Raw genomic sequence first — 24,070 nt, 5'->3', positions numbered from 1 at the left:
ACATCGAGGCCTTCGCCCCAGCACGCCGAGCCACCGCACCGAGCACCGCTAGCTAGAGCGGGGTTACTCGCGGGGGTGCGGTTCCGGTTACGGTCGCCGTATGACCATCGAGACCGGGGTACTACGGCTCGCCGGGGTGGTTCTGCCGGCCGGGGAGCAGCAGGAGCTTCATCTCAGTGGCGGGCTGGTCGTCGACCGGCCCGCCACTGCGGACGTCACCACGATCCACACCGGCGGCTGGATCGTGCCCGGCCTGGTGGACGCGCACTGCCACATCGGGCTGGACACCCATGGCCCGGTCGACAGGGACGTACAGGAGCAGCAGGCGATCGTCGACCGTGACGCCGGGGCCCTGCTGGTCCGTGATGCCGGCTCGGCCTCCGACACCCGCTGGATCGACGAGCGGGAGGACCTGCCCAAGATCATCCGGGCCGGCCGGCACATCGCCCGCTCCAAGCGCTACATCCGCAACTACGGCTGGGAGATCGAGCCGGAGGAGCTGGTCGCGTACGTCGAGCAGGAGGCCCTCCGTGGCGACGGCTGGGTCAAGCTGGTGGGGGACTGGATCGACCGCGATGCGGGCGACCTGACCGCCTGCTGGCCGCTGGAGGCACTCACTGCCGCGATCACCCGAGCCCACGAGCTAAACGCCAGGGTGACCGCCCACGTCTTCGGCGAACACGCCCTGCCCGACCTACTGGCCGCCGGCATCGACTGCATCGAGCACGGCACCGGCCTACTGCCCGACATGCTCGACGACATGGCCGCCCGCGGCGTCGCAGTCGTCCCCACCCTCATCCAGCTCGAGAACTTCCCCCAGTACGCCGACCAGGCCGCCAGCAAGTTCCCCGTGTACTCCGACCACATGCGCGACCTGTACGCCCGTCGCCAAGCCACCCTGCGCTCCGCCGTAGAGGCAGGCGTCCCCGTCTACGCAGGCACCGACGCAGGCGGCGTACTCGGCCATGGCCTGGTCGCCCAGGAGATCCAGGCCCTCACCAGCATCGGCCTCACTGGCGAGCAGGCCCTGGCCGCTGGCTCCTGGTCGGCCCGTACCTGGCTAGGCGCCCCCGCCGACCTCAGCCCCGGCAATCCGGCCGACTTGGTCGTGTACGCCGAGGACCCCCGCGCCAACCCGGCCGTCCTCAGCCACCCCGAGTGCATCGTCCTGCGCGGCCGCGTCTACCGCCCCTGACCCTCGAAAGTGGCAGGATCACGGCGAAACAGCTGAGTGACCGAACAATTTCATGCTGCGACGGGAAAAATTCACGTAACTACTGGCCGAGGCGGAAGTTTTTGCCCTACCGTGAGTCGCACCCGCCGACGCCCCTCGGTGGGACGCCCGTCGCGGGAGGCGCGACGGACGTCGCAAGGGAAGGAACGAACCCCGATGGGTAAGACCGCCCGAGTGCCCAGACTGACCGCGCTGCTCGCCGCAGCCGCTGCCGGAGCCATCGCCCTCAGCGGCGCGCTCCCCAGCACCGCAGCGCCGGCGCCCGAACCAACAGGACCGCAAACCGGATCGGCTGTGCCAGGTGACCTGGCAACGGCCTTCGACGCAGCCGCCGCCAAATACGACGTACCGCGCGAGGTACTGGTCAGCATCGGTTATGCCGAGTCCCACCTGGACGGCCACAACGGCCTGCCCAGCCAGGACAACGGCTACGGCCTGATGCACCTCGCCAGCAACCCGCAGAACCGGACCCTGTCCGAGGCGGCCAAGCTGACCGGCCTGCCGGTCGAGCAGCTGTCCAAGAACTCGTCCGCCAACATCACCGGTGCCGCCGCCGTGCTCGACTCGTACGCCGACCAGACCGGCCTGAGCGGGGATGCCCGCACGGACCTGGCCAAGTGGTACACGGTCGTTGCCAAGTACTCGCATTCGGCGGACGCCCCGACCGGCCGGCTCTACACCGACGAGGTCTACCGGATCATGGGTGAGGGCGTCGGCGCGGTCGGCGCCGCACCGAAGAAGGTCACCCCGGACCGCGGTGCCTACGCCAAGGTCGCCCCGCTCGGCACCAAGAGCCCGGCGTCGATCCAGGCGGTCGACTACCCGGGCGCGATCTGGAACGCGGCCTGCACCTGTAACTACCGGGTCGGCCGGACCAAGGCGATCACCACAATCGTCATCCACGTCACCCAGGGCTCGTACGCCGGCACGATCAGCTGGTTCAAGAACTCAGCGGCCCAGGTGAGCGCGCACTACGTGATCCGGTCCAGCGACGGCCAGGTCACCCAGATGGTGGCCGAGAAGGACACCGCCTGGCACGTCGGCACCGAGAACCCGTACACGATCGGCATCGAGCACGAGGGCTTCGTGGACCAGCCGTCCTGGTTCACCGACGCCATGTACCGCTCGTCGGCGGCCGTCACCAGGAACATCGCCGAGCGCCGCGGCATCCCGAAGGACCGCGCGCACATCAAGGGCCACTCCGAGCTGCCCAACCAGACCCACACGGACCCCGGTCCGAACTGGAACTGGACCTACTACATGCAGCTCGTCAATGGCGGCGACCCGAACCCGCCGACGTACAACTTCACCACCTACGGCAGCGGGGTCCGGGTCCGCTCGGCGCCGAAGCTGACCGCCTCGATCATCACCGAGCTGCCCGGCCCGACGCAGGTCTTCGTGACGTGTCAGGTGCAGGGCGACACGGTCAACGCGGAGGGCACCACCAACAACTGGTGGGCCAAGCTGCGCGATCAGGGCGGCTACATGTCCAACATCTACATCCAGGACCCGAACCCGAAGCTCCCCGGCGTCCCGGTCTGCCCGTAGTGCACCTGTGCCCGGGGTCCATGCGGCCCCGGGCACCCCGGTGAACAGTAGAGCCTGCTGTACCGACGTGAGCCGCCCTGTTGCGTCAGGATCGATACTGACGACAACGGAAAGGCTCCTGTGATGATCTCGAAGATCCTGGCCCGCGGTGGCCCGGCCTGCGGCTACCTGTTCATCCGGTACCTGAAGGGCATCACACTGCTGGCCGCACTGCCGATCAGCCTGCTGCTGGGCTGGGTGATCCCCGGTGCCACTGCCGGGCTGGTCAAGCTGGCCAACAGCGAGCGGTACCGTGCGTCCCGCTACCTGAAGCTGCCGGAGGCCGTCCCGCTGCCGGACGCCCTGCCGCGGCAGCCTGGCGACGTGGTGACGCTGTTCAAGGACAAGTCGTTCGTACGGAGCCTGCGGCTGCTGTTGATGCCGCCGGTCGTCATCGTGGAGCTCTTCCTGGCGGTGTTCGCCATCGCCGCGGTCCCCTCGGCGGTCATCAGCATGGTGATCTGGCCGTTCGTTTCGGACACCAGCATTCTGGGCGTTCCGATCGATTCGTTGTGGAAGGCATCGGTCTTCGGCCCGCTCCAGATCCTCATCGGGATCGGTCTGCTCGGCTGGGTCGCCCCGGCGACCGCCCGCGGACATGCGAGAGCAGTACTCGGCCTGCTGGCCCCCAGCGCGCAGGAGCTGGAGACTGCCAGGCTCAACCAGCGGGTGGAGGAGCTGACCCGGACCAGGGCCGGTGCTGTCGACTCGCACGGTGCTGAGCTGCGCCGGATCGAGCGGGACCTCCACGACGGTACGCAGGCCCAGCTGGTCTCACTGGCCATGCGGATCGGCATTGCCAAGCAGACGATGGCAGATGACCCGGAGAAGGCGGCCAAGATCCTCGACGACGCCAGGGATGGGGCAGAGCAGGCGATGACGGAGCTGCGCGGCGTACTGCGGACCATGTACCCGCCTATCCTGGCCGACCGCGGCCTGGCCGGTGCTGTCTCGGCCCTGTCCGCCCGCAGCCCGATCCCGGTCGAGCTGCGCGTAGGCGACCTGGGGACGGTGCCGGCGCCAGTAGAGGCCGCTGCGTACTTCGTGGTCGCCGAGTCCCTCACCAACATCACCAAGCACTCCGCTGCCGGACACGTCGACATACTGCTCGAGCGGCGCGGCTCTGAGCTCTACCTGGCCGTCACCGACGACGGCATCGGTGGTGCCCGGATCAACGAGGAGAGCGACCTGCTGGGCCGGGGGAGCGGGCTCCGTGGCATGGTGCATCGCGTGGAAGCCATCGACGGTCAGATCGAACTGCAGAGCCCTATCGGCGGGCCGACGACGGTCGAGGTGATCCTGCCGTGCGCGTAGTGATCCTCGAGGACAACCCGATCCTCGCCGAGGGGCTCGGTCTGCTGCTGGGCAACTCCGGGTTCGAGGTGGCCGCGGTCGCCGGTGACGCGGACGAGTTCGCCAAGGCGGTCGCCGAGCACCAGCCGGACATCGCGGTGGTCGACGTCCGTCTGCCACCCACCTTCACCGACGAGGGCCTGCGGGCGGCGATCGAGGCACGCCGGCTGCGCCCGGGCTTCCCGGTGCTCGTCTTCTCGCAGTACGTCGAGGAGGTCTACGCCGCCGAGCTACTGGCTGCGGGGAGTGAGGGGGTCGGCTACCTGCTCAAGGACCGGGTTTCCCGGGTGGACGAGTTCATGGAGGCCGTACGTCGGGTCGCTGCCGGCGGCACCGTCCTCGACCCCGAGGTCGTCAGCCAGCTGATGGTGAAGCGCAGCGATCCACTGGAGCGCCTCACGCCCCGCGAACGCGAGGTGCTCGCCCTGATGGCCGAGGGGCTCGGCAACACCGCAATCGGGCAGAAGCTGGTGATCAGCGAGGGCGCCGTCCACAAGCACGTCGGCAATGTCTTCCTCAAGCTCGACCTGCCGCCGACCGACTCGGGCCACCGCCGCGTCCTCGCCGTCCTTGCCCACCTGGGACTCTGACCGCTTTCGGTCAACACCTTGACGACTGGTAGTCACTAGGACACTCTCGGTTTCGAGAGCGCTCTCACCGCACCGAACCGCCCCTAGGTGAGGAGAGTCCGATGAAGGTATTTGCTGTCGCCGTGCTTGTCGCGAGCGCGGTAGCCGTCCCAACCCAAGCGATGGCCGCATCGCCTGACCAGCCACTCGCAGTGCCTCAGCAGCAGGCTGCGATGCAGGCTGACCTCGGCCTGACCGCGCAGCAGGCCAAAGACCGTCTCAAGGCCGAGTCGGCAGCCACCAAGCTCGTCCCGATCGCCCAGCGCGCTGCCGGAGCCGCCTTCGGTGGTACCTGGTACGACGCCGCGCGGCAGCGACTGGTGGTCGGAGTGACCAGTTCGGCCGTAGCGGATGCAGTACGGGCCACTGGCGCTGACGTGGCTGTGGTACCGGCTACTGCGAAGCAACTCGACCAGCGCAAGGCTGCTGTCGACAAGTTGGCCGGGAAGGCAGTCCCGGCCGCAGTGAGCGGCTGGGCCGCTGACCCGCGGACAGGCAGTGTGGTCGTGAATGTCCAAGCAGGTAAGCGTTCCCAGGCCGTCAACGCCTTCGTGGCCAAGCTGGCCAAGGCTGGAGCGGTCACTGTCCAGGAGGTCGCGGCCCAAGCGCCGCGTACCTTCGCCGCCGGCACAGTCGGGGGAGACCCGTACTACACCGGCAACGTCCGCTGCTCGATCGGCTTCTCCGTGTACGGCGGATTCGTCTCGGCCGGCCACTGCTCGCCTGGTGTAGGTGCCAGGACGTGGGGCTGGGACGGGTCGAACCAGGGCTTCTTCCGGGGTGCTTCGTTCCCCGGCAACGACTACTCCTGGGTCCAGATCGACAGCGGCTGGTGGACCGTGCCGGCGGTGCTCGGCTGGGGACAGGTCAGCGACGCGCTGGTCCGCGGCTCCTGGGAAGCCCCGATCGGTACGTCGGTCTGCCGCAGCGGGTCGACCACTCACTGGCACTGCGGCACGGTCACCGGCAAGAACGAGACCGTCAACTACGGCAACGGCCAGCTCTTCTACGGTGCCACCAAGACCAACGTGTGCGCCGAGGGCGGCGACTCGGGTGGTTCCTTCATCACCGGTGACCAGGCCCAGGGTGTGACGTCCGGTGGCTGGGGCAACTGCAGCAGCGGTGGCGAGACCTGGTTCCAGCCGGTCAACGAGATCCTGAGCACGTACGGACTCACACTGCACACGGCATGACAGAAGGCCTGGCCCACCCCCAGGGTGTGGGCCAGGCCTCCTTCAACTCAACAGACCGGAACGCCTGGTAGTACTGCGTTCGGATCGTCGATGTAGATGTTGCTGACGAACCCGGCCGGGCTGGCCAGCTTGGCCCACCAGTTGTTGGTGTAGCCCTCCGCGTTCACGGTGTCGCCCTGCTTCTGGCAGAGCACCCGTACCGCGGTCGGCCCGCTCAGAGTGGCGACCACCGAGGAGCTCAGGTAGGCGTCGGAGCGAACCCGTACGCCGGAACCCCAGGTGTTGAAGGGCTTCCCGGGCTGGCTGCCACAGCCGTTGTCGCTGGTCAGATAGTACTGGTTGTACGAGCCCGGGTAGGCGAGGGCGGAACCGTTGATCACGATGTTCTGGCCGGTGCCGTTGTACAGCTGCTCGTAGTGGATGTGCGGGCCGGTCGTGTTGCCGGTGCTCCCGGTGACGCCGACCTGCTGGCCCTGGCTGACCTGTGCGCCGTTGCCCACCGAGAACGACGAGAGGTGGAAGTAGTAGGTCGTCCAGCCGCCACCGTGGTCGATGACGATGTAGTTGCCGGCGCCGCTGGGCTGCGAGTGCTGGGTGGCTGTACCGCCGGCGCTGGCCAGTACCGGGGTGCCGTTGGTGACGCCGCCGTCGGAACGGACGAAGTCGAGGGCGCGGCGGACCTCGGCGGAGTGATGCTGGTAGGTCCAGCGCTGACCGCACGGGAACGGGGCCTTGAAGTTCGGCGCGGCCATCGCCACGGTCGGTACCGCCACCAGGGTGGCGGCACCAACCACGAGCGAGGCCAGAACGGCGATTATTCGTCTGATGGGCACGGTGATCAGTCCTTCGGGGCGACCGGTCACGGATGGTGAGATCCGTGACGCTTGGAGTGATGTGCTCACAAGCTAGCGCAGCTTTCGTGACTTAGGAACTGATCACCTGAGTGAATCGTTAGTGATTAACCTGTGGTGGAAAGGCTTCCCTTCCAGGTCAGGCCGGGGTGTCGTCCGGCACTGCCTCCAGGGTCGGCGTCTTGCCGTTGCTGGACAGCGATTCGATCAGCTGCTTGGCCAGCGCGAAGCCCGAGCCGCCCATCGTGATCGTCTTGACCAGGGTGTCCTCGATGCCCTGGGCACCGTTCAGCACGACCATGCTGCCGACCTTCTCGAAGGACGACGCGGCCGCCCGGACGATCTCCGGGTACGCCTCGGCGAGCTGCTGGGCGACGACGGCATCGGTGTTCGTGGCAAGGGCCTCGGCCCGCGCCTTGATACCGGCCGCCTCGGCCATCGCCTTGGCCTGGACGGCGAGCGCCTCGGCCTTACCGTTCAGCTCGGTCGCCTTCGCCTGCGCCTCACCGCGCAGAGTGACCTCACGGGCCTGTGCCTCGGCGCCGGCGATCTGGGCGTCACGAGCGGCCGCGGCCAACGCACGCTGCCGGTACGCCTCGGCGTCGGCCGGCTTCAGTACCGACGACTCCAGCTGCTTCTCGGCCAGCGACGCGTTCAGCTTCGCGGTCTCCGTCTCGGCGACCACGACTTCCTGGCGAGCGAGTGCCTCGGCCAGCGGGCCGGACTGCGACGCCTTCGAGTTGGCTTGGTCGACCTCGGCCTGGTATCCGGCGCGGGCGATCGAGCTCTGCCGTACTGCGGCCGCCTTGGCCGCCTCGGCGACCTGCTCGCGCTCGGTGGCTTCACGGTCCCGCTCGGCCCAGGCGATCCGGGCTGCTGCCTCGACGGCGGCGGCCTGCGGACGGCCGAGGTTCTTGATGTAGCCGGACTCGTCGTCGATCTCCTGGATCTGCAGCGAGTCGACCACCAGGCCGAGCTTCTCCATGTCGCCGGCCAGCGAGCCGCGGATGTTCGTGGTCAGCGTCTCCCGGTCGTGCAGCATCTCCTCGACCGTGGTCGAACCGACGATCGCCCGCAGGTGACCGGCGAACAGCTCGTGGATCGTGCTCATCACCTGCTCGTCGCTCTGCTCCAGGAACCGCCGGGCCGCGTTCGCGATCGAGCCGTAGTCGTCACCGACCTTGTACGCCGTGACGCCCTTGATGTGCAGCGGAATGCCCTGACTCGAGACGCAGGTGACCGTCAGCGGCGTGGCCCGGATGTCGAGCGGCAACCGGCGGACGGTCTGGAAGCCGGGCAGTACGGCGGTACCGCGGCCGACGACGATCTTGAAGCCGAGCGTCTCGTTGATCTGCTCCTGGCTCGAGTGCGCGCCGAGACCGGAGATGATCAGCGCCTCGTTCGGCTCGGCCACCCGCCAGACCATCCGGAACAGGATCAGGAGGACCACCAGCGCGACGGCGCCGGTGACCAGGTACGTCCAGAGCATTTCCCCTCCAGGGAACACAGGGTTAATTCAGATGGCGCGGGCGACGTAGACCGTGCGTGGTGGGTCGTACTCGACCACGACGATCGGAGTGCCGACCTCGATCACTTCGTCGGCCGCTGGGTAAGCGTAGAAGGCCTCGGTGGCACCGCGGACCGGCAGCATCACCTCGCCGACGATTCCCGGTGCGATCCGGCCGATCACGCGTCCTCGCTTGCCAACCATGACGCCCCTCCGACGTTTCCCCTGCACCAAACGGTTCCCGCAGCTTAGTTCTCGGCGGGCCCGGCCTCGTCGTCGCCGGGCTGTGATTGCGGGTGCTGAGGTGAGGGTGCCGTGGTGCGCGGTCTCCGCAGCTACGCGGATCCCGCGGAGGAGTCTGGGCCGATGGGTCACCTTGGCAAGGCGGCTCGTGCGGCGGGGGCCGCGGTCGCCGGGGTGGCCGGGTTTGTTTGCCGAGGGCAATGGGCGGACCGTCAGCCCCTCAAAGCCCCCGGAGGGTGACGTCTGGCTGGGCGTGTCGGGGTGGTTTGCGGGGCATTTGATGGGCTGGCGGTCCGCCAGCGCACACCAAACCCAGTCGGCAAGCGCTTACCTCGGCGTGTCGGGGGTGGGCGCGGGAGTTGTGTATGCGTGCCGGTCCGGGCCGGGCTGCGCCGGGCGTTGGGGGTGGTCGTTCCATCGTGGCCGGTCTGGTCAGCGGCTCCGGCGACGCGATCCACAGTCCCTGAACCGCACGCCAACCCCGAATCCACAGAGCCAACCGCCACCCATCGCCCATCACGCGTCCCGATCGTGTCGGTGTGTAACGCCTTGTGGTCGGGGTGGCGGCGGCGCATGGTTGGGGTATCGGCCTGGGGGATGGGGAGGTTCGATGGGGGTCGAGGTGCGGGTCGGGGTTCTCGAGGACGGGGCGGACGAGGCTCGGCTGGAGGAGCTGGCGCTGTTGCTGCGCCAGGAGTTGCTGACGCTCGACGTCCGATCGGTCGAGCACGTACGCGATGGGGAGGCACCACCCGGTACGCGAGGTGGGCTGGCCGCGATCGCCGGGGTGCTGAGCGTTTCGCTTGCGCCTGGGCTGCAGGTGGTCGGCGCGGTGGTGGCGGTCGTCCGGGACTGGCTGCGTCGATCCGGTGGCGGGCACACGATCAAGTTGTCGATGGACGGCGACACGATCGAGCTGACCGGGGCGACCGACGAGGTACAGCAGCGGCTGGTCGACGCGTGGGTGCGCAAGCATTCGGGGACGGACGCGTGAGATGGCTGGGTCTCGGGACGCTCTCGTCATCGCCAACGCGGACTACGCCAACCCGGGGCTGAGCCGGCTGATGGCGCCGGCCCGCGACGCGGCGGCGCTGGCCGGCGTACTGGGTGATCCGGAGGTCGGCGGGTTCGACGTCACGGTGCTGGAGAACGAGTCGGCACAGACGATCCGGTTCGCTGTCGAGGACTTCTTCTCGGATCGGTCGCCGGAGGATCTGCTGTTACTGCATTTCTCCTGCCACGGTTTGAAGAACGCGGCCGGTGAACTGTTCCTCGCGGTCGCCGACACCCAGCCGACGCGGCTGGCGTCGACGGCGGTGCCCGCGGACTTCGTGAACCGGCAGATGGCGGACAGCCGGGCGCAGCGGATCGCGTTGTTCCTCGACTGTTGCTATGGCGGTGCTTTTCCGCGCGGGCTGGTCGTGCGGGCGGCCGGCGAGGCGCAGGTACGTGACGCCTTCGCCGGACAAGACGGGGTCGGTGGCGGGCGCGGGCGGGTGGTCGTCACCGCGTCGAGCGCGATGGAGTACGCCTTCGAGGACGGCCGATTGGCCTCCGGTACGCCGAAGCCGTCCGTCTTCACCAGCGCTGTCGTAGACGGCCTCAAATCCGGCGACGCCGACAAGGACGGCGACGGCTGGGTCGGCCTCACCGAATTGGTCAGCTACGTCACCGACCAGGTCCACCGCAAAACCCCCAACCAGAACCCTCAAATGTGGACCTTCGGCTCCCAAGGCGAACTCCTGATAGCCCGCTCCCACCGCCTAACCCCCAGCACCCTGGCCCCCGAACTCCTAGAAGCGATGACAAGCCCCCTGTCAGCCGCCCGCTTCGGCGTAGTCGACTACCTCCGCGACTGCCTAACCGGCCACGACCAACGCCTGGCCTTCGCCGCCTACGAAGCCCTGACCCAAATGACCGCCGACGACAGCCGCAAAGTCTCCCAAGCCGCCCAACAAGCCCTAGCTGAAACCCCACCCACCCTCCAACCCCTACTACAACCCCACCCAACTACCCCCAACCCGCCGGCACCCGAGCCTGCCAATCCCGAGCGTGCTGTCCCCGAGGCAGATGCACCGCAGCCAGCCACCCCCGAGCCGCCGGCACCCGAGCCGGCTGCGCCTCCGGAGGTAACACCAGCAGCACCGGCCGCTGCGCAGCATGAACTTGCGGCGCAGCGGCAAGAGCGCCTGAAGACCACGCCCCAAGCCCACCAAAAGCCGGAGCCCCCACACCCGACCGCAACCCCGCAGACAACCGCAGCGACCCCGACCTCCGAACCAGCGTCGCCACCGGCGACCGCAACCCCGCAGCCCACAACGCCCGCCCCGCAGCCCACCACGCGCGAAACCCGGCCGGCGGCGAAGCCGGCCTCTGCCAACCGGCCGGCGGCGATGCCGGCCTCCGCCAACCCGCCTGCGGCGGAACCCGCATCCGAACCCGCATCCGCGGAGACGCCGAGCCGCGAAGCGGCGCCCGGGGGAGCGTCCGCCCGGGCAGGAGCGTCCGGGCAAGCGTCCGCCTCGGGGTCCGAGCGAGCGTCCGCCTCGGGGTCCGAGCGAGCGTCCGCCTCGGCGGGGGTGTCTGGGGGAGAGCCTGACTCCGTGGGGGCATCGGCGGGGGTGGGTGGCTTGGTGGCTTGGTGGGTTGTGGGGGTGTTGGTGTTGGGGGGTGTGTTGCTGGTGGTGGTGAACTGGCCGGGGGTGGCTGAGTCTCGGCGGGTTTGGTCGGATGACTCAAATACGGGATGGCGGACGTTCCGGGGGTGGTCTGATCCGGAGATGGTGGCGTCGGTGGTGGCACTTGGGGTGGGGTTGGGTGTGCGGTGGGCGGGGCGGTGGAGCCTTGTTTTGTTGGGGATTGCGCTGGGGTGTGTGGGGGCGATCGGTGAGGATGGGGTGCTGATTCTTGCCGGTGGGCTGGCGGCTGAGGAGACGGCGGAGTGGTTGGTGGCCGGGCTGATCGTTTTTGTGATGACCATCGTCTTGTTGGTGGCGCTCAAGCTGCCGAGGCCGGTGCTGGGTCCGGTCCAGCTGCCGGCGGCGGCGTTGATCGTTGCTGGGGGCATCGTTTTGGTGATCAGCGCGACGATCAAGCACAGCGACGGGATCAGCTTCCTCACCGTCACCAAGCTGGCCTTGCTGGAGCCCGTCGTCATCGTCGCGCTCGGCTGGCTGACCATCGCCGCGACCGACGTAAGGACCAGGACCTGGCTGACGGCGACCACCATCACCTACGCGATCATCGGGATGATCGCTGTCGTCCCGGCGCTGACCGAGGGTGACTCCGTCCCCGTCCTGCTCACCGGCCTGCTCGGCGACCTGCTCGTCATCGCCGGCGTCGCCACCGCGGCCCGTCGACCACAGACTCTGCCGACGTAGAGTCCGATCTGGCACACTCCCTCCATGAGCGACCTGCCCCAGCTGATCAGGACCGAACGCCTGGCGCTGATCGAGTTCCTCGACACCCTCGGCCCGGCCGAGTGGGCGACGCCGTCGTTGTGCGGTGAATGGACCGTTCAAGAGGTTGCCGCGCACATCGCCTGGGCTCCGGTGATGGGGCCAGCCGCGATGATGGTCCCGCTGGCGAAGTCGGGATTCCGGATCAACAAAGCGAGCGCCGACATCGCCAAGCAGTACGCCCGCCGCGGCCCCGCCGAGATCCTCAGCCAACTCCGCGCCAACGCCGACTCCGGCGCCAAGCCGGCCGGCGTACCGCTCATCGCCGGTCTGGTCGACGCGGTGATCCACGCGATCGACATGCGGCGACCGCTCAACAGCTCCCGAGAGGTACCGCCCGCGGCCTTCGAGCCGGTCGCCACCTTCGGAGTCCAAGCGAAATGGCCGATGACCATCTCGGTCGGCGGCAGCGCGCGGAAGCGGCTCACCGGCGTACGGCTGATTGCCGACGGCTACAACTGGTCGTACGGGCAAGGCCCCGAAGTACATGCCGAAGGCGAGGCCGTACTGCGAATCCTCAACGGCAGGAAGACGTCCCGCGACGAGCTGACCGGCGAAGGCGCCGACCAGCTCGCCGCAAGGCTCAACCCCGGATAGCGCCCTCGGTCGCGCCCTTGATGAACTGCCGGGCGAAGATCACGAAGACGATGATCAGCGGCACCATCGCCATCAGCGCGCCCGTCATCACCATGCTGAAGTCGACGCCATGACTCCGGTTCAGCGACGACAACGCCACCTGCAGGGTCAGATGATCCGGATTCGTCAGCACGATCAACGGCCAGAAGTAGTCGTTCCACGACGCCACGAACGTGAAGATCCCGAGGAACGCCAACGCCGGCCGCGCCGACGGCAGCGCCACGTTCCGGTAGATCCCGAAGAAGCTGCACCCGTCCAGCGTCGCCGCTTCCACCAGCTCGTCGTGGATCGAGTTCTGGAAGTACTGCCGCAGCCAGAAGATCCCGAACGCGTTCGCCGACGCCGGAATGATCAGCGCCTTCAACGACCCGACCCACCCGAACGCCGCCATCGTCTGGAACTGCGGCACCGCCCCGAGCTGGGCCGGCAGCAGCATCGTCGCCAGCAGGATCACGAACAACGCGTTCCGCCCCGGGAACCGGAACTTCGCGAACGTGAACGCCGCCAGCGAGTCGAAGAACAGCACCAGCAGCGTCGTCGAGACCGCGACCGCCAGCGTGTTCGCCATCGACGAGAAGAAGGCCACGTTCTGCAGTACTTCGTGGATGTTGTCGTCGAGCTGCGACCCGAAGGTGAACTTGGGCGGGTACCGGTAGATGTCCGACGTCGTGTTGGTCGCCATCACCAGCGTCCAGTAGAACGGGAACAGGCACAGCAGCCCGGCCAGCGCCAGCACCACGTGCATGACCAGCCCAGGCCATCTGATCCGCGACTTCACTGGCGTCCCCTTCCGCCGAGCAGCTTCCAGTTGATCGCCGTGAAGAGCAGCACCAGCATGAAGATGCTCAGCGCGATCGCCCCGGCGTACCCGTAGTCGTTGTTGAAGAACGCCTGGTTGTAGAAGTACATGACCACCGTCATGCCGCTCTGTCCGGTACCACCGTTGTTGCCGACCATCACCTGGGGTTCCGTGAAGGTCTGCAACCCGCCGATCGTCGACATGATCACGGTGAACAGCACCACCGGCCGCAACTGCGGCAGCGTGATCAAGAAGAACGTCCGGAACGGCCCGGCGCCGTCGACCTTCGCCGCCTCGTACTGCTCGGTCGGGATCGCCTGCAGCCCGGCCAGGTAGATGATCGTGTTGTACCCGGCCCACTGCCACACGATCATCGTGGAGATCGCGATCTTGATCCCCCACGGCTGTCTGAGCCAGTCCTCGGTGGGCAGCCCGAGCGAGCGCAGCACGGAGTTGATCAGGCCGAAGTTGGTGCTGAAGACGGCGCCGAAGAAGATCGCCGCCGCCACCAGCGAGGTGATGTTGGGGATGAAGTACGCGATCCGGTACACGCCCTTGAACCGGACCGCCGAGTGCAGCATCACCGCGAGCGCCATCGCGATCACCAGCGTCGGCACGGTCGACATCACGAACAGCACGACCGTGTTCCACAGCGACAGCCAGAACGTGCTGTCCTCGGCCAGGAACTGGAAGTTCTGGAAGCCGACCATCGTCCGCGGCCCGAGCCCGTCCCACTTCTGGAACGCGAGCAGGATCGTCGACGCCACCGGGTACAGCCCGAAGACGAGGAAGATCACGTAGAACGGCGACAGCGCCAGATAGAACCGCCAGTACGACCGTACGCTGCGCCGGCGCGGCGGCTTCGTCGTACCGGCGGGTCTGCTGGGGGCGGTCGCGGTCAGTGTCACTGCACGCCCTGACGCTTGCCGATCTGCTTCGCCTTCGAGACAGCCTCCGCCCAAGCCGCGTCCGACGTCTTCTTGCCGGCCTGGACGAGCTTGACGGCATCGGTGAACGGTGCGGCGACCGCGCTGTCCAGCGGGGCCTCGTAGGCGATCGGGATCGCCTTGGCCGCCGGCCCGAAGACCTCGATCGGCACCTGGCCGCCGAAGAACGGGTCCGCCGCCTTGAGCTGCGGCTTGTCGTAGGCGGCCGGCGCGGACGGGAAGATCTGCGCGTCGGCGAACGCCTTGGCCTCGTTGTCGGGGCTGAGCATGTACTTGATCACCTCGAGCGCGGCGGCCGGATCCGCCGCGCTCTTGGTGATGGTGAGGAACGACCCGCCGAAGTTCGCCGGGCCGCTCGGCGTCGGCGCGACCCGCCACTTGCCGACGCTCGTCTTGCAGGCGGCCTTGATGTCCAGCGCGACCCAGGCCGCGCCGGTCACGGTCGGCACCGTGCCCTGGTCGAGACCGGCGTTCCAGTCCGGCGAACCGCCGAGCGTCCGGCCGTCGACCTTCTGGGTGATCGCCTTGACCGCGGTGTCCCAGGCCTTGCGGATGTGGTCCTGGTCGCCGATGAACTTGTTGTCCTTGTCGATGTAGCGCGCCGTGCCCTGGTTGACGATCGTGCCGTACATGTCGGTGGCGTCGGCGACGATGAACGCCTTCGGGTTCGACTTCTTCAGCTCGACACCGGCGGCGATGAAGTCGTCCCAGGTCTTCAGCTGCTCGGCCACCTTGGCCGGGTCGCCGGGCAGTCCGCCGGCGGTGAAGATGTCCTCGCGGTAGAACAGCGCGGTCGGGCCGATGTCGATCGGGATGCCGATCACCTTGCCGTCCAGCGTGGTGGCCTGCTTGACCTTCCACTCCAGGTAGTCGCCCAGGAACGAGTCGGCGCCGATCGTCTTGAGGTCGACGAACCGGTTGGCCTGCGGCAGCAGCGAGGCGATGTCCTCACCCTTGACGCCGGTGATGTCGGGGATCGACGTACCGCCGTTGAAGGTGGTGAGCAGCTTCTGCTTGAAGTCGCCGCCGACCTCGGAGTACTTGATGTGCTGGTCGGGGAAGTGCGCGATCGTGTCGTCCAGCACCGACTTGCCCAGGCCGCCCGGCCAGCACCACAGTGCGATGTTGCCGGTGGCGTTCTTCTTCGTCGATCCCGTGTCCATGCTCGACGAACAGCCGACGACTGTGCTGCCGAGCATGGCGGCGAAGCCTCCGGCGAGCACCGTCCGACGTGAGAGCTCCATGGTTCTACCTTCCTGACTGGTCGCGCAGCGGTGCGCTTCCGGAGTGTGCGCTGATCAGCGCCGCAAGGGATTGGTCTGCTGGGTGCTGCTGATGCCAGTCGGCCAGGTCGGCCCAGGTCGGCGCCGCGTCGGCACCGCCCAGCCGGGTCACCGAGATGGCTGCTGTGAGTGCCGCGAACCGCACGCGGTCGGCGAGTGGGAGCTCCCACAGCGTTGCTGCGATGAACCCGGCGGCGAACACATCACCCGCCCCGGTGGTGTCCGCCGCCGAGACCTGTACGGCCGGTACTGCGACCCGCTCGCCGGAGCCCGCGTCGAGCGCGAGTGCTCCGTTCGCGCCATCGGAGATGACGATCAGCGGGACCTTCCCGGCCAGCCGCTCGAGCGCCTCGTCCGGCGTACTCGTGCGGGTGTAGCTCATCGCCTCGCCGGCGTTCGGCAGGAACACGTCGCAGTGCTCCAGCTGGTCGAGGACGGCCGGATCCCACTGCTCGGTGGGATCCCAGCCGACGTCGGCGAAGACCACGCTGCCGGCCGCCCGGGCCTTGGCGAGCCACTCGTTCGGCCAGGGACCGATGTGAGCGGCGACGGCCCTGGCGGCCGGCGGCGTGGTGAGCAGCTCGTCGGCCGACAGTGGGGGAGGGGTACCCCTGGTGACCAGTGCCCGGTCGTTGTCGTAGGCAAGGGCCACCGTGAGGGGGGTCTGCCAGCCGTCGAGCTTGCGGGAGAGAGTCAGATCGATGCCTTCGCCCTGCGTCAGCCGGTCCCAGAGCCGGTCGCCGAGATCGTCGGCGCCGAAGGTCGCGGCCAGTCCGGTGCGCAGCCCGAGCCGGGCCAGCGCGACCGCGAAGTTGGCGATCCCGCCCGGGCTCTCGGCGGAGTCGTCCGCCCAGACCTCGGTCCCGGGGCGCGGCGCGGAGGGCAGGCCGAGCACCAGATCGTGGAAGACCAGGCCCGACACCACCACGTCGAGCTCACTCATTGGCAGCACACTCCTGCAGGGTCGCTCAAATTCGTGCAGCCAGTGTGGATCTTTTGAGCAAACTACGCAATACCCCTGCAAATTGATGCGCGACTATGACGGAGTTTGCGTGATACCGTCTCCGTGTGTTGCCACAGCAGCGGCAGGATCAGATCGTCCGTGCGCTTCGGGCCGATGGGGCCGGGGGCGTGAAGGTGCTGGCCGCCCAGCTCGGGGTCAGCGAGGCGACGATCCGGCGCGACCTCGAGCAGTTGCACGAGCAGGGCCGGCTGACCCGGGTGTACGGCGGCGCGCTCGCCGTCGACGGCGGTGACGAACCCTTCGACGAGGTCCGTGCGGTGCACGCCACCGAGAAGGACCGGATCGCCCGCCGCGCAGCCGCGCTGGTGACGGATGGGCAATCACTGCTGCTCGACATCGGTACGACGGCCCTGCGCGTCGCCCAGCAGTTGCACGGGCGCTCGCTGACCGTGGTGACGAGCAACCTCGCGGTCCTGGAGGAGCTGCAGAACGACGAGCAGATCGAGCTGATCATCCTGGGCGGCTTCGTCCGGCGCAGCTACCGCTCGCTGGTCGGCTACCTGACCGAGGAGTCGCTGCGCCAGATCCACGTCGACTGGCTCTTCCTCGGCACGAGCGGGGTGCGGCCGGACGGCCGGGTGATGGACAGCACGATGATCGAAGTACCGGTGAAGCGGGCGATGATCAAGGCCGCCGACAAGGTGGTGCTGCTGGCCGACGCGACCAAGTTCCCCGGCCACGGCGTCGCCAAGGTGTGCGAGCCGACCGAACTTTCCATGCTGGTGACCGAGCCCGCCGCCGACCAGGCGACCCGGGCTCAACTGACGGAAGCTGGGGTTGAGGTGGTTCTCGCGTGAGACTGACCATTCTCGGGGGCGGCGGGTTCCGGGTTCCGCTCGTCTATCAGGCGTTGCTGGGGGATCGGGGCGACGGGCGGATCACGTCGGTCGTGCTCTATGACACCGACAAGTCGCGGTTGGCGTCGATCGGTTCGGTACTTCGCCAGCAGGCCGCGCCGTACTCCGATGCGCCGGCGGTGACGGAGACGACCGATCTCGACGAGGCGCTGCGCGGCGCCGACTTCATCTTCTCGGCGATCCGGGTCGGCGGGCTCGAAGGGCGCACGATCGACGAGCGGGTCGCGCTCGATCTCGGCGTACTGGGTCAGGAGACCGTCGGTGCCGGCGGAATCGCCTATGCGCTGAGGACGTTGCCGGTCGCGACTGCCATCGCGCAGCGGATCGCGGCGCTGGCGCCGGAGGCCTGGGTCATCAACTTCACCAACCCGGCCGGGATGGTGACCGAGGCGATGATCCCGTACCTGGGTGATCGCGTGATCGGGATCTGCGACTCGCCGTCCGGGCTCGGGCGCCGGGCTGCGCTGTCTTTGGGGCTGGACCCGTCGGCGGTCTTCTACGACTACGCGGGGCTGAACCATCTTGGGTGGCTGCGTGGGCTGGAGTCGGGCGGGGTTGATCATCTGCCTGCGTTGCTGGCTGACCCGGCTGCGCTGGGGGACTTCGAGGAGGGACGGCTCTTCGGGGTCGAGTGGTTGCGGTCGCTGGGGTCGATCCCCAACGAGTACCTGCACTATTACTACTTCGCTCGCGAGACGCTGGCCGCGGTACAGGCGGTCGAGCAGACGCGGGGGACGTTCCTGCTGGAGCAGCAGTCGCGGTTCTATGCGGAGACGGCGCGGCAGCCCTCGAACGCGCTGGAGCTGTGGCAGAAGACGCGGGCCGAGCGCGAATCGACGTACATGGTGGAGAGCCGTGAGATCGCCGACGCGGGGGAGCGCGACGAGCGGGACATGTCCGCGGGTGGGTACGAGCAGGTCGCGCTGTCGCTGATGCGGGCGATCGCGCACAACGAGCGGGCGTCGCTGATCCTGAACGTGCGGAATCGCGGCACGCTGCACCATCTCGACGCGGATGCGGTCGTGGAGATCCCCTGTACGGTCGACGCCAACGGTGCCCGGCCGGTGGCGGTCTCGCAGTTCACCGACCACCAGGCCGGCTTGGTCTGCGCGGTGAAGGCGGTCGAGCGGTCGACGATCGAGGCGGCGGCCTCGGGGTCGCGGGCGGCGGCGATCCGGGCGCTGGCCTGGCACCCGCTGATCGACTCGGTCACGGCGGCCCACCAGCTCCTCGACGGCTACGTCGACCAGCTCCCGTCGCTGGCCGCGTTCCGCGCCTGAGCGCCCGTACCCCGCGCCCGGGCGTTTCGCGTCCGGGGCGGATTGGTGGCGGGGCGGTTGATCTGGCAGAATGATGGGCTGAGTCCGTCCGGATCACGTGCAGCCCTCTAACTCCACGTCCCGGTGCGGCCCATCCGAGTGGTCACCCGTTGTCCCCACGACGCCGGTGTGCCGCTCAACCAAGACATGAATCCCGAGGGAGACACCACAAACGTGGCAGTCAAGATCCGTTTGAAGCGCATCGGCAAGAAGCGTGCGCCGCACTACCGCATCGTCGTGATGGACGCCCGCACCAAGCGTGACGGCCGCGCCATCGAGGAGATCGGCAAGTACAACCCGAAGGCCGAGCCGTCGTTCATCCACGTCGAGTCGGACCGGGCGCAGTACTGGCTGGGCGTCGGCGCGCAGGCGACCGAGGCCGTCGAGGCGATCTTCAAGGCCAGCGGTGACTGGCAGAAGTTCAAGGGCCTGGACGCCCCGCCGCCGCTGCGGGTCAAGGAGCCGAAGCGCGACAAGCAGGAGATCTTCAACGAGGCCCTCGCCGAGGCGCACGGCACGCTGAAGACCGAGGCCGTCACCAAGAAGGCCACCGCCAAGAAGGCGGAGCCGAAGGCTGACAAGGCTGAGAAGAAGGACGACGCCGTCGAGGCCAAGGTGGAAGAGGCTGCTCCGGCTGCCGACGCCGCTGCCGCCGACGCGCCGGCCGACGACGCCAAGGCCTGACGATGATGGAGACCGAGGCGCTCGAGCACCTGGTCCGAGGCATCGTGGACAACCCTGACGAGGTCAGCGTCCGGTCGCGCAACCTGCGGCGTGGACGCACTCTCGAGGTGCACGTGCACCCCGACGACATCGGCAAGGTGATCGGCCGCAACGGCCGGACGGCGACCGCGATCCGCACCGTGGTCGGGGCGCTCAGCTCCGAGCAGTCGGTCCGGATCGACTTCGTCGACGAGTTCAACCGGCGCCCGCGCCGCTGATCTCAGGTCCACCGGAAAGGCCGCACCCCCTCGGGGGCGCGGCCTTTCCGTCGTTTCAGGACAGTTTCAGGACCAAGCACTCATCACATGCTTGAGGCGGGTGTAGTCCTCGAGGCCGAAGACCGAGAGGTCCTTGCCGGTGCCGGATTGCTTGAAGCCGCCGTGCGGCAACTCGGCCGGCAGCAGTTGGTGGCAGTTGATCCAGACCGTGCCGAAGTCCAGTTCGGCCGCCAGCCGGGTCGCGCGGCCGTGGTCGGTGGTCCAGACGCTCGATGCCAGTGCCAGGTCGACCCCGTTGGCGAGCTCGATCGCCTCGGCCTCGTCGGCGAACGGCTGCACGGTCAGTACCGGTCCGAAGATCTCGCGCTGCACCACATCGTCGTCCTTCCTCGCTCCCGCGATCACGGTCGCGTCGAGGAAGTAGCCCGGCCCGCGTCCGGTGCCACCGGCAACGACCTCGGTATGGTCCGGCAGCCCGGTCAGGAACTCCTCGACCCGGTTCTTCTGGTCCGCGCTGTTGAGCGGGCCGAACGTGATGTCGGGGTCGTCGGGGGCTCCGGCCCGGCTGGCGCGGGCGGCGGTCGCGAGCTCGGTCAGGAACTCGTCGTACGCCGACTGCTCGACCAGGACCCGGGTCGCCGCGGTGCAGTCCTGCCCGGCGTTGAAGAAGCCGGTGAACGCGATCTCCTCCGCCGTCTTGCGCAGATCCGTGTCGGCGAACACCAGCGCCGGCGCCTTGCCGCCTAGCTCCAAGTGGACATTCTTCAGCGTCGGCGCGGCCGCAGCCATCACCTCGGCGCCTGCGCGGGTGCTTCCGGTGATGGCGACCATGTCCGGCCGCTTGTGCGTCACCAGCAACCGGCCGGTGTCGCGGTCGCCGCAGACCACGTTGAGCACACCCGGCGGCAGCACCTCCTGCGCCAACTCGGCCAGCCTGACTGTGCTCCACGGGGTCGTGTCGGCCGGCTTCAGTACGACGGTGTTGCCGGCTGCGAGTGCGGGAGCGATCTTCCAGATGGCCATCATCAGCGGGTAGTTCCAGGGGGTGATCTGCGCGATCACGCCGACCGGCTCACGGCGTACGGACGACGTGAAACCGGCTTCGTACTCCGCCTGCGCGATCCCGGTGAGCACCCTCGCGGCCCCTGCGAAGAACCGGAGCTGGTCGACGCAGGGAATCAGCTCCAGCTCCCGCGTCGCCGCCCGAGGTTTGCCGGTGTTGCGCACCTCGCACTCGATCAGCTCCTCGGCGTTGTCCTCGACCAGCTCAGCCAACGCAAGAATCGCCTGCTGCCGCTGGGCCGGGGTAGTCCGCCGCCAACTCGCGAACGCCTCAGCTGCCGCTCCGACAGCCGCATCCACCTCCACACCCCGCGACCGGGGCGCCTCGCCGATCGGCTGGGCTGTGGCTGGATCGATGAACTCCATCGACTCGGCCGCAGCAGCAGCCTTGCCGCCGATGACATTGGTCAGTGTTGTCAAACCATGCTCCCGGTGAGGTGGGTTGGCCCTGTCCCGCTGGACAGGAGGTAGTCGCCCGGGCAGCCGATCGCCACGCTCACGGAGGCGGTGCCCGGGTCCGATATCAGCACTACCTCCTGTCGAGCGGGACGTGCTCCTGGTGTGATCAGGCGGTGTGGTCACGGGTGGGGATGGGGAGGAGGATGAGGGTTGGGCGGTCGGCGGTGAGTGCTTCGGCGGTGAGGGCGCCGAGGGTTTCGATGGTGGCTTCGACGCCGTACGCACCGATGGCGCGGGCGAGGGCGGGCAGATCTGGTTGGTACAGGTCGACCGCTTGGGGTGCGATCCCGCGATCGACCATCTGCTCGCGGATCTCCGCGTACCCACCGTTGTCCGCGACGACGATCGGCAGCGCGAGCTTGAGCTCAGTCGCGGTCACCAGCTCCTGGATGGTGAACATCGCCGCGCCATCCCCGAACAACCCGACCACCGCCCGCTCCGGCGCCGCAATCTTCGCCCCGATCGCCGCCGGCAACCCATACCCGAGCGTCGCGTACCCAGTCGGATACAGCAGCCTGTTCGCCGGCGTAAACGGCCAGTAGTGCACAGTCCCGTAGTACGTAACCTGCGAACTATCCCCAGCAACCACAGCGTCCGCCGGCAACACCCCAGCCAACACCCGCTGAACCTCCGCCCAAGCCCCAGCATCCTTGGCAGCCTCAGCCACAATCGCCCGCCGCCACCCCACCACGTGCTCGGCCGCCCCGGCTGCTTCGGCCTCCGGCCGACCGGCTGCCGCCGTCTCCCGCTCCCGCTCCGCGGTGAAGTGGCTGTTGGTGACGACTGCGTGGAGTATCTGTTGGGCGTCGCCGGTGATGGCCAGGTCAGCGCGCAGGTTTTTGTGGAGCTGACCGGGATCGAGGTCGATCCGGATCACTTGAGCCGACTCGAGGACGCCGCCCCAGAGGTCTGAGTCGCCGAGTTCGGTGCCGACGGCTATCACCAGGTCCGCTTCGGCGACCGCCTGGTGAGCTGCGGCAAGCCGGATCGATGCGCCTAGCGACAGAGGATCGGTCTCGTCGAGGATGCCTTTGCCGTTCACCGTTGTCAGGACCGGTACGCCGCGAGCAGCAAGCGCGCGGATCTCCTCGCCGGCACCCCGGGCGCCGCCGCCGGCGATCAGCAGGGGCCGGGTCGCCTGGCCGAGTGCGGTGATGAGGTTGCCTATGGCAACTGAGTCGAGGTCGGCGGGTAGGGCGGCAGGCGGGGGCGTGGCGGTCCGGCGTACCCACTCGCCTTCGAGGACGTCGACCGGGATCTCGAGGTGGACCGGGCGGGGACGGCGGGTGCGGAAGCCGGCGAAGATGTCGGCGATCGTCTCGGGGAGTTCGTCCGCGCTCTCCACCCGGATGCTGCGATCGCAGACCGCGTCGAGTGCGCCCTGCTGGTTCTTCAGCTCGTGGAGCCAGCCAACGTCCTTGCCGACCGTGCCACGCGGCGGGCCGGGGGAGATCGCGAGCGTCGGCACCGAATCGGCGTACGACGTCGCGAGCGCGGTGATCGCGTTGGTGATGCCCGGACCGGACGTGGTGATCAGCACGCCCGGTCCGCCGGTCACGCGCGCGTAGCCGTCGGCGGCGTACCCGGCGCCTTGCTCGTGCCGCGTGACGATGTGCCGGATCCCGGACGCAGGCAGATATCGGTAGAGCTCCAGATTGTGCGTCCCGGGAATCCCGAAGACATGCCGTACGCCGTTGGCAACCAAGCTGTCGATGACGGCCGCCCCGCCCGTGACGACCTCAGCCATCGGTCCGGGGCGCCATCGCGCTGATCAGCTCGTACGCCGCATGGGCGGCAGCGATGCCGGTGACCTCGGCGTGGTCGTACGCCGGAGCAACCTCCACGATGTCCGCGCCCACCAAGTTCAAGTCCGCGAACGCACGCAGCATCTGCAACAACTCCCGACTCGTCAGACCGCCGGCCTCGGGCGTCCCTGTGCCCGGCGCGAAAGCGGGATCGAGTACGTCGATGTCCAGCGACACATACGTCGGCCGATCGCCGACCCGCGCCTTGATCCGCTCGACCGCGCCCCGCCAGCCATGGTCGTCGAACTGGTGCGCGCCGATCACCTGGAAGCCGAGTACCTGGTCGTCGGTCAGATCCTCACGGGAGTACAACGATCCCCGGATCCCCACGTGCAGCGACCCGGTCTGGTCGATCAGCCCCTCCTCGGACGCCCGGCGGAACGGCGTACCGTGCGTGATCGGCGCACCGAAGTACGTGTCCCAGGTGTCCAGATGCGCATCGAAGTGCACCACCGCAATCGGCCCATGCGCCTCGTGCATCACCCGCAGCAAAGGCAGCGCAATGGTGTGATCGCCGCCGATCGTCAGCGGCTTCGCACCAGCGCTGAGGACCTCACGAACGCCCAAGTCGATCTGCTGGACCGCCTCGGCGATGTCGAACGGATTGCAAGCGATGTCACCCGCATCGGCGACCTGCTGCAGCGCGAACGGCTCGATGTCCTGCGCCGGGTTGTAAGGCCGCAACAACTTGGACGACGCACGAATATGCCCCGGCCCGAAGCGCGCCCCCGGTCGATAGCTGACACCCGAGTCGAACGGCACCCCGATCACCGCGACATCGGCCTGCGACACCTCGTCGATCCGCGGCAACCGCGCGAACGTCGCGGGACCGCCGTACCGGGGGACCTTGGTCGCGTCGACCGGGCCTTGGAAGTTTGTCATC

At 68.3% G+C, this 24,070-nt stretch carries 22 protein-coding genes; 12 read left to right on the top strand and 10 right to left on the bottom strand.

All coding sequences use genetic code 11. The features are described from left to right. The first annotated feature begins 100 nt into the window (after positions 1-100). The 5 genes from AB0M15_RS23180 (at position 101) to AB0M15_RS23160 (ending at position 5,996) form a co-directional block, all read left to right on the top strand. Positions 101-1,195 carry an amidohydrolase family protein gene (locus AB0M15_RS23180; protein WP_363822643.1) on the top strand — a complete coding sequence of 365 codons (1,095 nt, stop codon included), beginning with the start codon at positions 101-103 and terminating at the stop codon, positions 1,193-1,195. 195 nt (positions 1,196-1,390) lie between these two features. Beyond that, positions 1,391-2,782, top strand: coding sequence for an N-acetylmuramoyl-L-alanine amidase (locus AB0M15_RS23175; protein WP_363822640.1), 1,392 nt, complete (start codon positions 1,391-1,393; stop codon positions 2,780-2,782). Positions 2,783-2,905: 123 nt separating this feature from the next. Next, positions 2,906-4,135 (top strand): histidine kinase, encoded by a 1,230-nt coding sequence (locus AB0M15_RS23170; RefSeq protein ID WP_363822638.1) that lies wholly within the window; start codon positions 2,906-2,908, stop codon positions 4,133-4,135. Next, positions 4,126-4,764 carry a response regulator transcription factor gene (locus AB0M15_RS23165; protein WP_363822635.1) on the top strand — a complete coding sequence of 213 codons (639 nt, stop codon included), beginning with the start codon at positions 4,126-4,128 and terminating at the stop codon, positions 4,762-4,764. Before AB0M15_RS23170 ends, AB0M15_RS23165 begins: the two co-directional genes overlap by 10 nt. A 101-nt stretch (positions 4,765-4,865) precedes the next feature. Next, the gene (locus tag AB0M15_RS23160) at positions 4,866-5,996 is read left to right on the top strand and encodes a S1 family peptidase (RefSeq protein ID WP_363822633.1); all 1,131 of its coding nucleotides are present in this window, start codon (positions 4,866-4,868) and stop codon (positions 5,994-5,996) included. 47 nt (positions 5,997-6,043) lie between these two features. Here AB0M15_RS23160 and AB0M15_RS23155 read toward each other — a convergent pair whose 3' ends face one another. The 3 genes from AB0M15_RS23155 to AB0M15_RS23145 all read right to left on the bottom strand — a co-directional run bounded on the left by AB0M15_RS23155 (position 6,044) and on the right by AB0M15_RS23145 (position 8,558). Further along, on the bottom strand, positions 6,044-6,829 hold the full coding sequence (locus AB0M15_RS23155; protein WP_363822631.1) for a M23 family metallopeptidase: 786 nt from the start codon (positions 6,827-6,829) through the stop codon (positions 6,044-6,046). A gap of 157 nt (positions 6,830-6,986) precedes the next feature. Continuing rightward, complete coding sequence (locus AB0M15_RS23150) at positions 6,987-8,336, bottom strand: SPFH domain-containing protein (RefSeq protein ID WP_363822628.1); 1,350 nt, start codon at positions 8,334-8,336, stop codon at positions 6,987-6,989. Between the two features lie 27 nt (positions 8,337-8,363). Next, complete coding sequence (locus AB0M15_RS23145) at positions 8,364-8,558, bottom strand: hypothetical protein (protein ID WP_343963408.1); 195 nt, start codon at positions 8,556-8,558, stop codon at positions 8,364-8,366. Between the two features lie 649 nt (positions 8,559-9,207). Here AB0M15_RS23145 and AB0M15_RS23140 point away from each other — a divergent pair. From AB0M15_RS23140 to AB0M15_RS23130, 3 genes are read left to right on the top strand one after another with little or no spacing between them, the layout of a single operon-like run. Further along, positions 9,208-9,591 carry a hypothetical protein gene (locus tag AB0M15_RS23140; protein WP_363822624.1) on the top strand — a complete coding sequence of 128 codons (384 nt, stop codon included), beginning with the start codon at positions 9,208-9,210 and terminating at the stop codon, positions 9,589-9,591. 1 nt (position 9,592) lies between these two features. Next, positions 9,593-11,977 (top strand): caspase family protein, encoded by a 2,385-nt coding sequence (locus AB0M15_RS23135; RefSeq protein WP_363822622.1) that lies wholly within the window; start codon positions 9,593-9,595, stop codon positions 11,975-11,977. Between the two features lie 24 nt (positions 11,978-12,001). Further along, on the top strand, positions 12,002-12,652 hold the full coding sequence (locus AB0M15_RS23130) for a maleylpyruvate isomerase family mycothiol-dependent enzyme (RefSeq protein ID WP_363822619.1): 651 nt from the start codon (positions 12,002-12,004) through the stop codon (positions 12,650-12,652). Here AB0M15_RS23130 and AB0M15_RS23125 read toward each other — a convergent pair. From AB0M15_RS23125 to AB0M15_RS23110, 4 genes are read right to left on the bottom strand one after another with little or no spacing between them, the layout of a single operon-like run. Continuing rightward, positions 12,639-13,436 (bottom strand): carbohydrate ABC transporter permease, encoded by a 798-nt coding sequence (locus tag AB0M15_RS23125; RefSeq protein ID WP_363823826.1) that lies wholly within the window; start codon positions 13,434-13,436, stop codon positions 12,639-12,641. The two genes, AB0M15_RS23130 and AB0M15_RS23125, sit on opposite strands and share 14 nt — an antisense overlap. A 29-nt stretch (positions 13,437-13,465) precedes the next feature. After that, positions 13,466-14,398: a sugar ABC transporter permease gene (locus AB0M15_RS23120; RefSeq protein ID WP_363822617.1), complete on the bottom strand. Its 933-nt coding sequence runs from the start codon at positions 14,396-14,398 to the stop codon at positions 13,466-13,468. Continuing rightward, positions 14,395-15,681, bottom strand: coding sequence for an extracellular solute-binding protein (locus tag AB0M15_RS23115; protein WP_363822614.1), 1,287 nt, complete (start codon positions 15,679-15,681; stop codon positions 14,395-14,397). The genes AB0M15_RS23120 and AB0M15_RS23115 overlap by 4 nt, the downstream gene beginning before the upstream one ends. A 4-nt stretch (positions 15,682-15,685) precedes the next feature. After that, a complete protein-coding gene (locus AB0M15_RS23110; protein WP_363822612.1) occupies positions 15,686-16,663 on the bottom strand; it encodes a PfkB family carbohydrate kinase in 978 nt (325 codons plus the stop codon). A gap of 125 nt (positions 16,664-16,788) precedes the next feature. Here AB0M15_RS23110 and AB0M15_RS23105 point away from each other — a divergent pair, with 125 nt between their 5' ends. From AB0M15_RS23105 to AB0M15_RS23090, 4 genes are all read left to right on the top strand, one after another. Continuing rightward, a complete protein-coding gene (locus AB0M15_RS23105) occupies positions 16,789-17,541 on the top strand; it encodes a DeoR/GlpR family DNA-binding transcription regulator (protein WP_363822609.1) in 753 nt (250 codons plus the stop codon). Next, on the top strand, positions 17,538-18,881 hold the full coding sequence (locus AB0M15_RS23100) for a 6-phospho-beta-glucosidase (protein ID WP_363822606.1): 1,344 nt from the start codon (positions 17,538-17,540) through the stop codon (positions 18,879-18,881). The genes AB0M15_RS23105 and AB0M15_RS23100 overlap by 4 nt, the downstream gene beginning before the upstream one ends. 213 nt (positions 18,882-19,094) lie before the next feature. Beyond that, positions 19,095-19,604 (top strand): 30S ribosomal protein S16, encoded by a 510-nt coding sequence (gene rpsP / locus AB0M15_RS23095; RefSeq protein WP_363822600.1) that lies wholly within the window; start codon positions 19,095-19,097, stop codon positions 19,602-19,604. A 5-nt stretch (positions 19,605-19,609) separates the two neighbouring features. Beyond that, positions 19,610-19,861, top strand: a complete 252-nt coding sequence (locus AB0M15_RS23090) for an RNA-binding protein (protein WP_328335296.1) — start codon at positions 19,610-19,612, stop codon at positions 19,859-19,861. 66 nt (positions 19,862-19,927) lie between these two features. Here the strand turns inward: AB0M15_RS23090 and AB0M15_RS23085 are convergent, their stop codons facing one another. From AB0M15_RS23085 to speB, 3 genes are all read right to left on the bottom strand, one after another. Continuing rightward, positions 19,928-21,343, bottom strand: coding sequence for an aminobutyraldehyde dehydrogenase (locus AB0M15_RS23085; protein WP_363822597.1), 1,416 nt, complete (start codon positions 21,341-21,343; stop codon positions 19,928-19,930). Between the two features lie 145 nt (positions 21,344-21,488). Then, the gene (locus AB0M15_RS23080) at positions 21,489-23,129 is read right to left on the bottom strand and encodes a thiamine pyrophosphate-binding protein (RefSeq protein WP_363822594.1); all 1,641 of its coding nucleotides are present in this window, start codon (positions 23,127-23,129) and stop codon (positions 21,489-21,491) included. Further along, the gene (speB, locus tag AB0M15_RS23075; RefSeq protein ID WP_363822591.1) at positions 23,122-24,069 is read right to left on the bottom strand and encodes an agmatinase; all 948 of its coding nucleotides are present in this window, start codon (positions 24,067-24,069) and stop codon (positions 23,122-23,124) included. Before speB ends, AB0M15_RS23080 begins: the two co-directional genes overlap by 8 nt. Between the last annotated feature and the right edge of the window lies 1 nt (position 24,070).

The organism is Kribbella sp. NPDC051718 (genome assembly GCF_040681515.1).
Lineage (GTDB): Bacteria > Actinomycetota > Actinomycetes > Propionibacteriales > Kribbellaceae > Kribbella.
The sequence above is the reverse complement of the archived record's forward strand: the minus strand, read 5'-3'. Positions and strand labels throughout refer to the sequence as shown.

Coding starts and splice junctions, on each gene's coding strand:
- AB0M15_RS23180 (WP_363822643.1), top strand. CDS start 101: ATGACCATCGAGACCGGGGTACTACGGCTCGCCGGGGTGGTTCTGCCG.
- AB0M15_RS23175 (WP_363822640.1), top strand. CDS start 1,391: ATGGGTAAGACCGCCCGAGTGCCCAGACTGACCGCGCTGCTCGCCGCA.
- AB0M15_RS23170 (WP_363822638.1), top strand. CDS start 2,906: ATGATCTCGAAGATCCTGGCCCGCGGTGGCCCGGCCTGCGGCTACCTG.
- AB0M15_RS23160 (WP_363822633.1), top strand. CDS start 4,866: ATGAAGGTATTTGCTGTCGCCGTGCTTGTCGCGAGCGCGGTAGCCGTC.
- AB0M15_RS23150 (WP_363822628.1), bottom strand. CDS start 8,336: ATGCTCTGGACGTACCTGGTCACCGGCGCCGTCGCGCTGGTGGTCCTC.
- AB0M15_RS23145 (WP_343963408.1), bottom strand. CDS start 8,558: ATGGTTGGCAAGCGAGGACGCGTGATCGGCCGGATCGCACCGGGAATC.
- AB0M15_RS23140 (WP_363822624.1), top strand. CDS start 9,208: ATGGGGGTCGAGGTGCGGGTCGGGGTTCTCGAGGACGGGGCGGACGAG.
- AB0M15_RS23135 (WP_363822622.1), top strand. CDS start 9,593: ATGGCTGGGTCTCGGGACGCTCTCGTCATCGCCAACGCGGACTACGCC.
- AB0M15_RS23130 (WP_363822619.1), top strand. CDS start 12,002: ATGAGCGACCTGCCCCAGCTGATCAGGACCGAACGCCTGGCGCTGATC.
- AB0M15_RS23125 (WP_363823826.1), bottom strand. CDS start 13,436: ATGCACGTGGTGCTGGCGCTGGCCGGGCTGCTGTGCCTGTTCCCGTTC.
- AB0M15_RS23115 (WP_363822614.1), bottom strand. CDS start 15,681: ATGGAGCTCTCACGTCGGACGGTGCTCGCCGGAGGCTTCGCCGCCATG.
- AB0M15_RS23110 (WP_363822612.1), bottom strand. CDS start 16,663: ATGAGTGAGCTCGACGTGGTGGTGTCGGGCCTGGTCTTCCACGATCTG.
- AB0M15_RS23090 (WP_328335296.1), top strand. CDS start 19,610: ATGGAGACCGAGGCGCTCGAGCACCTGGTCCGAGGCATCGTGGACAAC.
- AB0M15_RS23080 (WP_363822594.1), bottom strand. CDS start 23,129: ATGGCTGAGGTCGTCACGGGCGGGGCGGCCGTCATCGACAGCTTGGTT.
- speB (WP_363822591.1), bottom strand. CDS start 24,069: ATGACAAACTTCCAAGGCCCGGTCGACGCGACCAAGGTCCCCCGGTAC.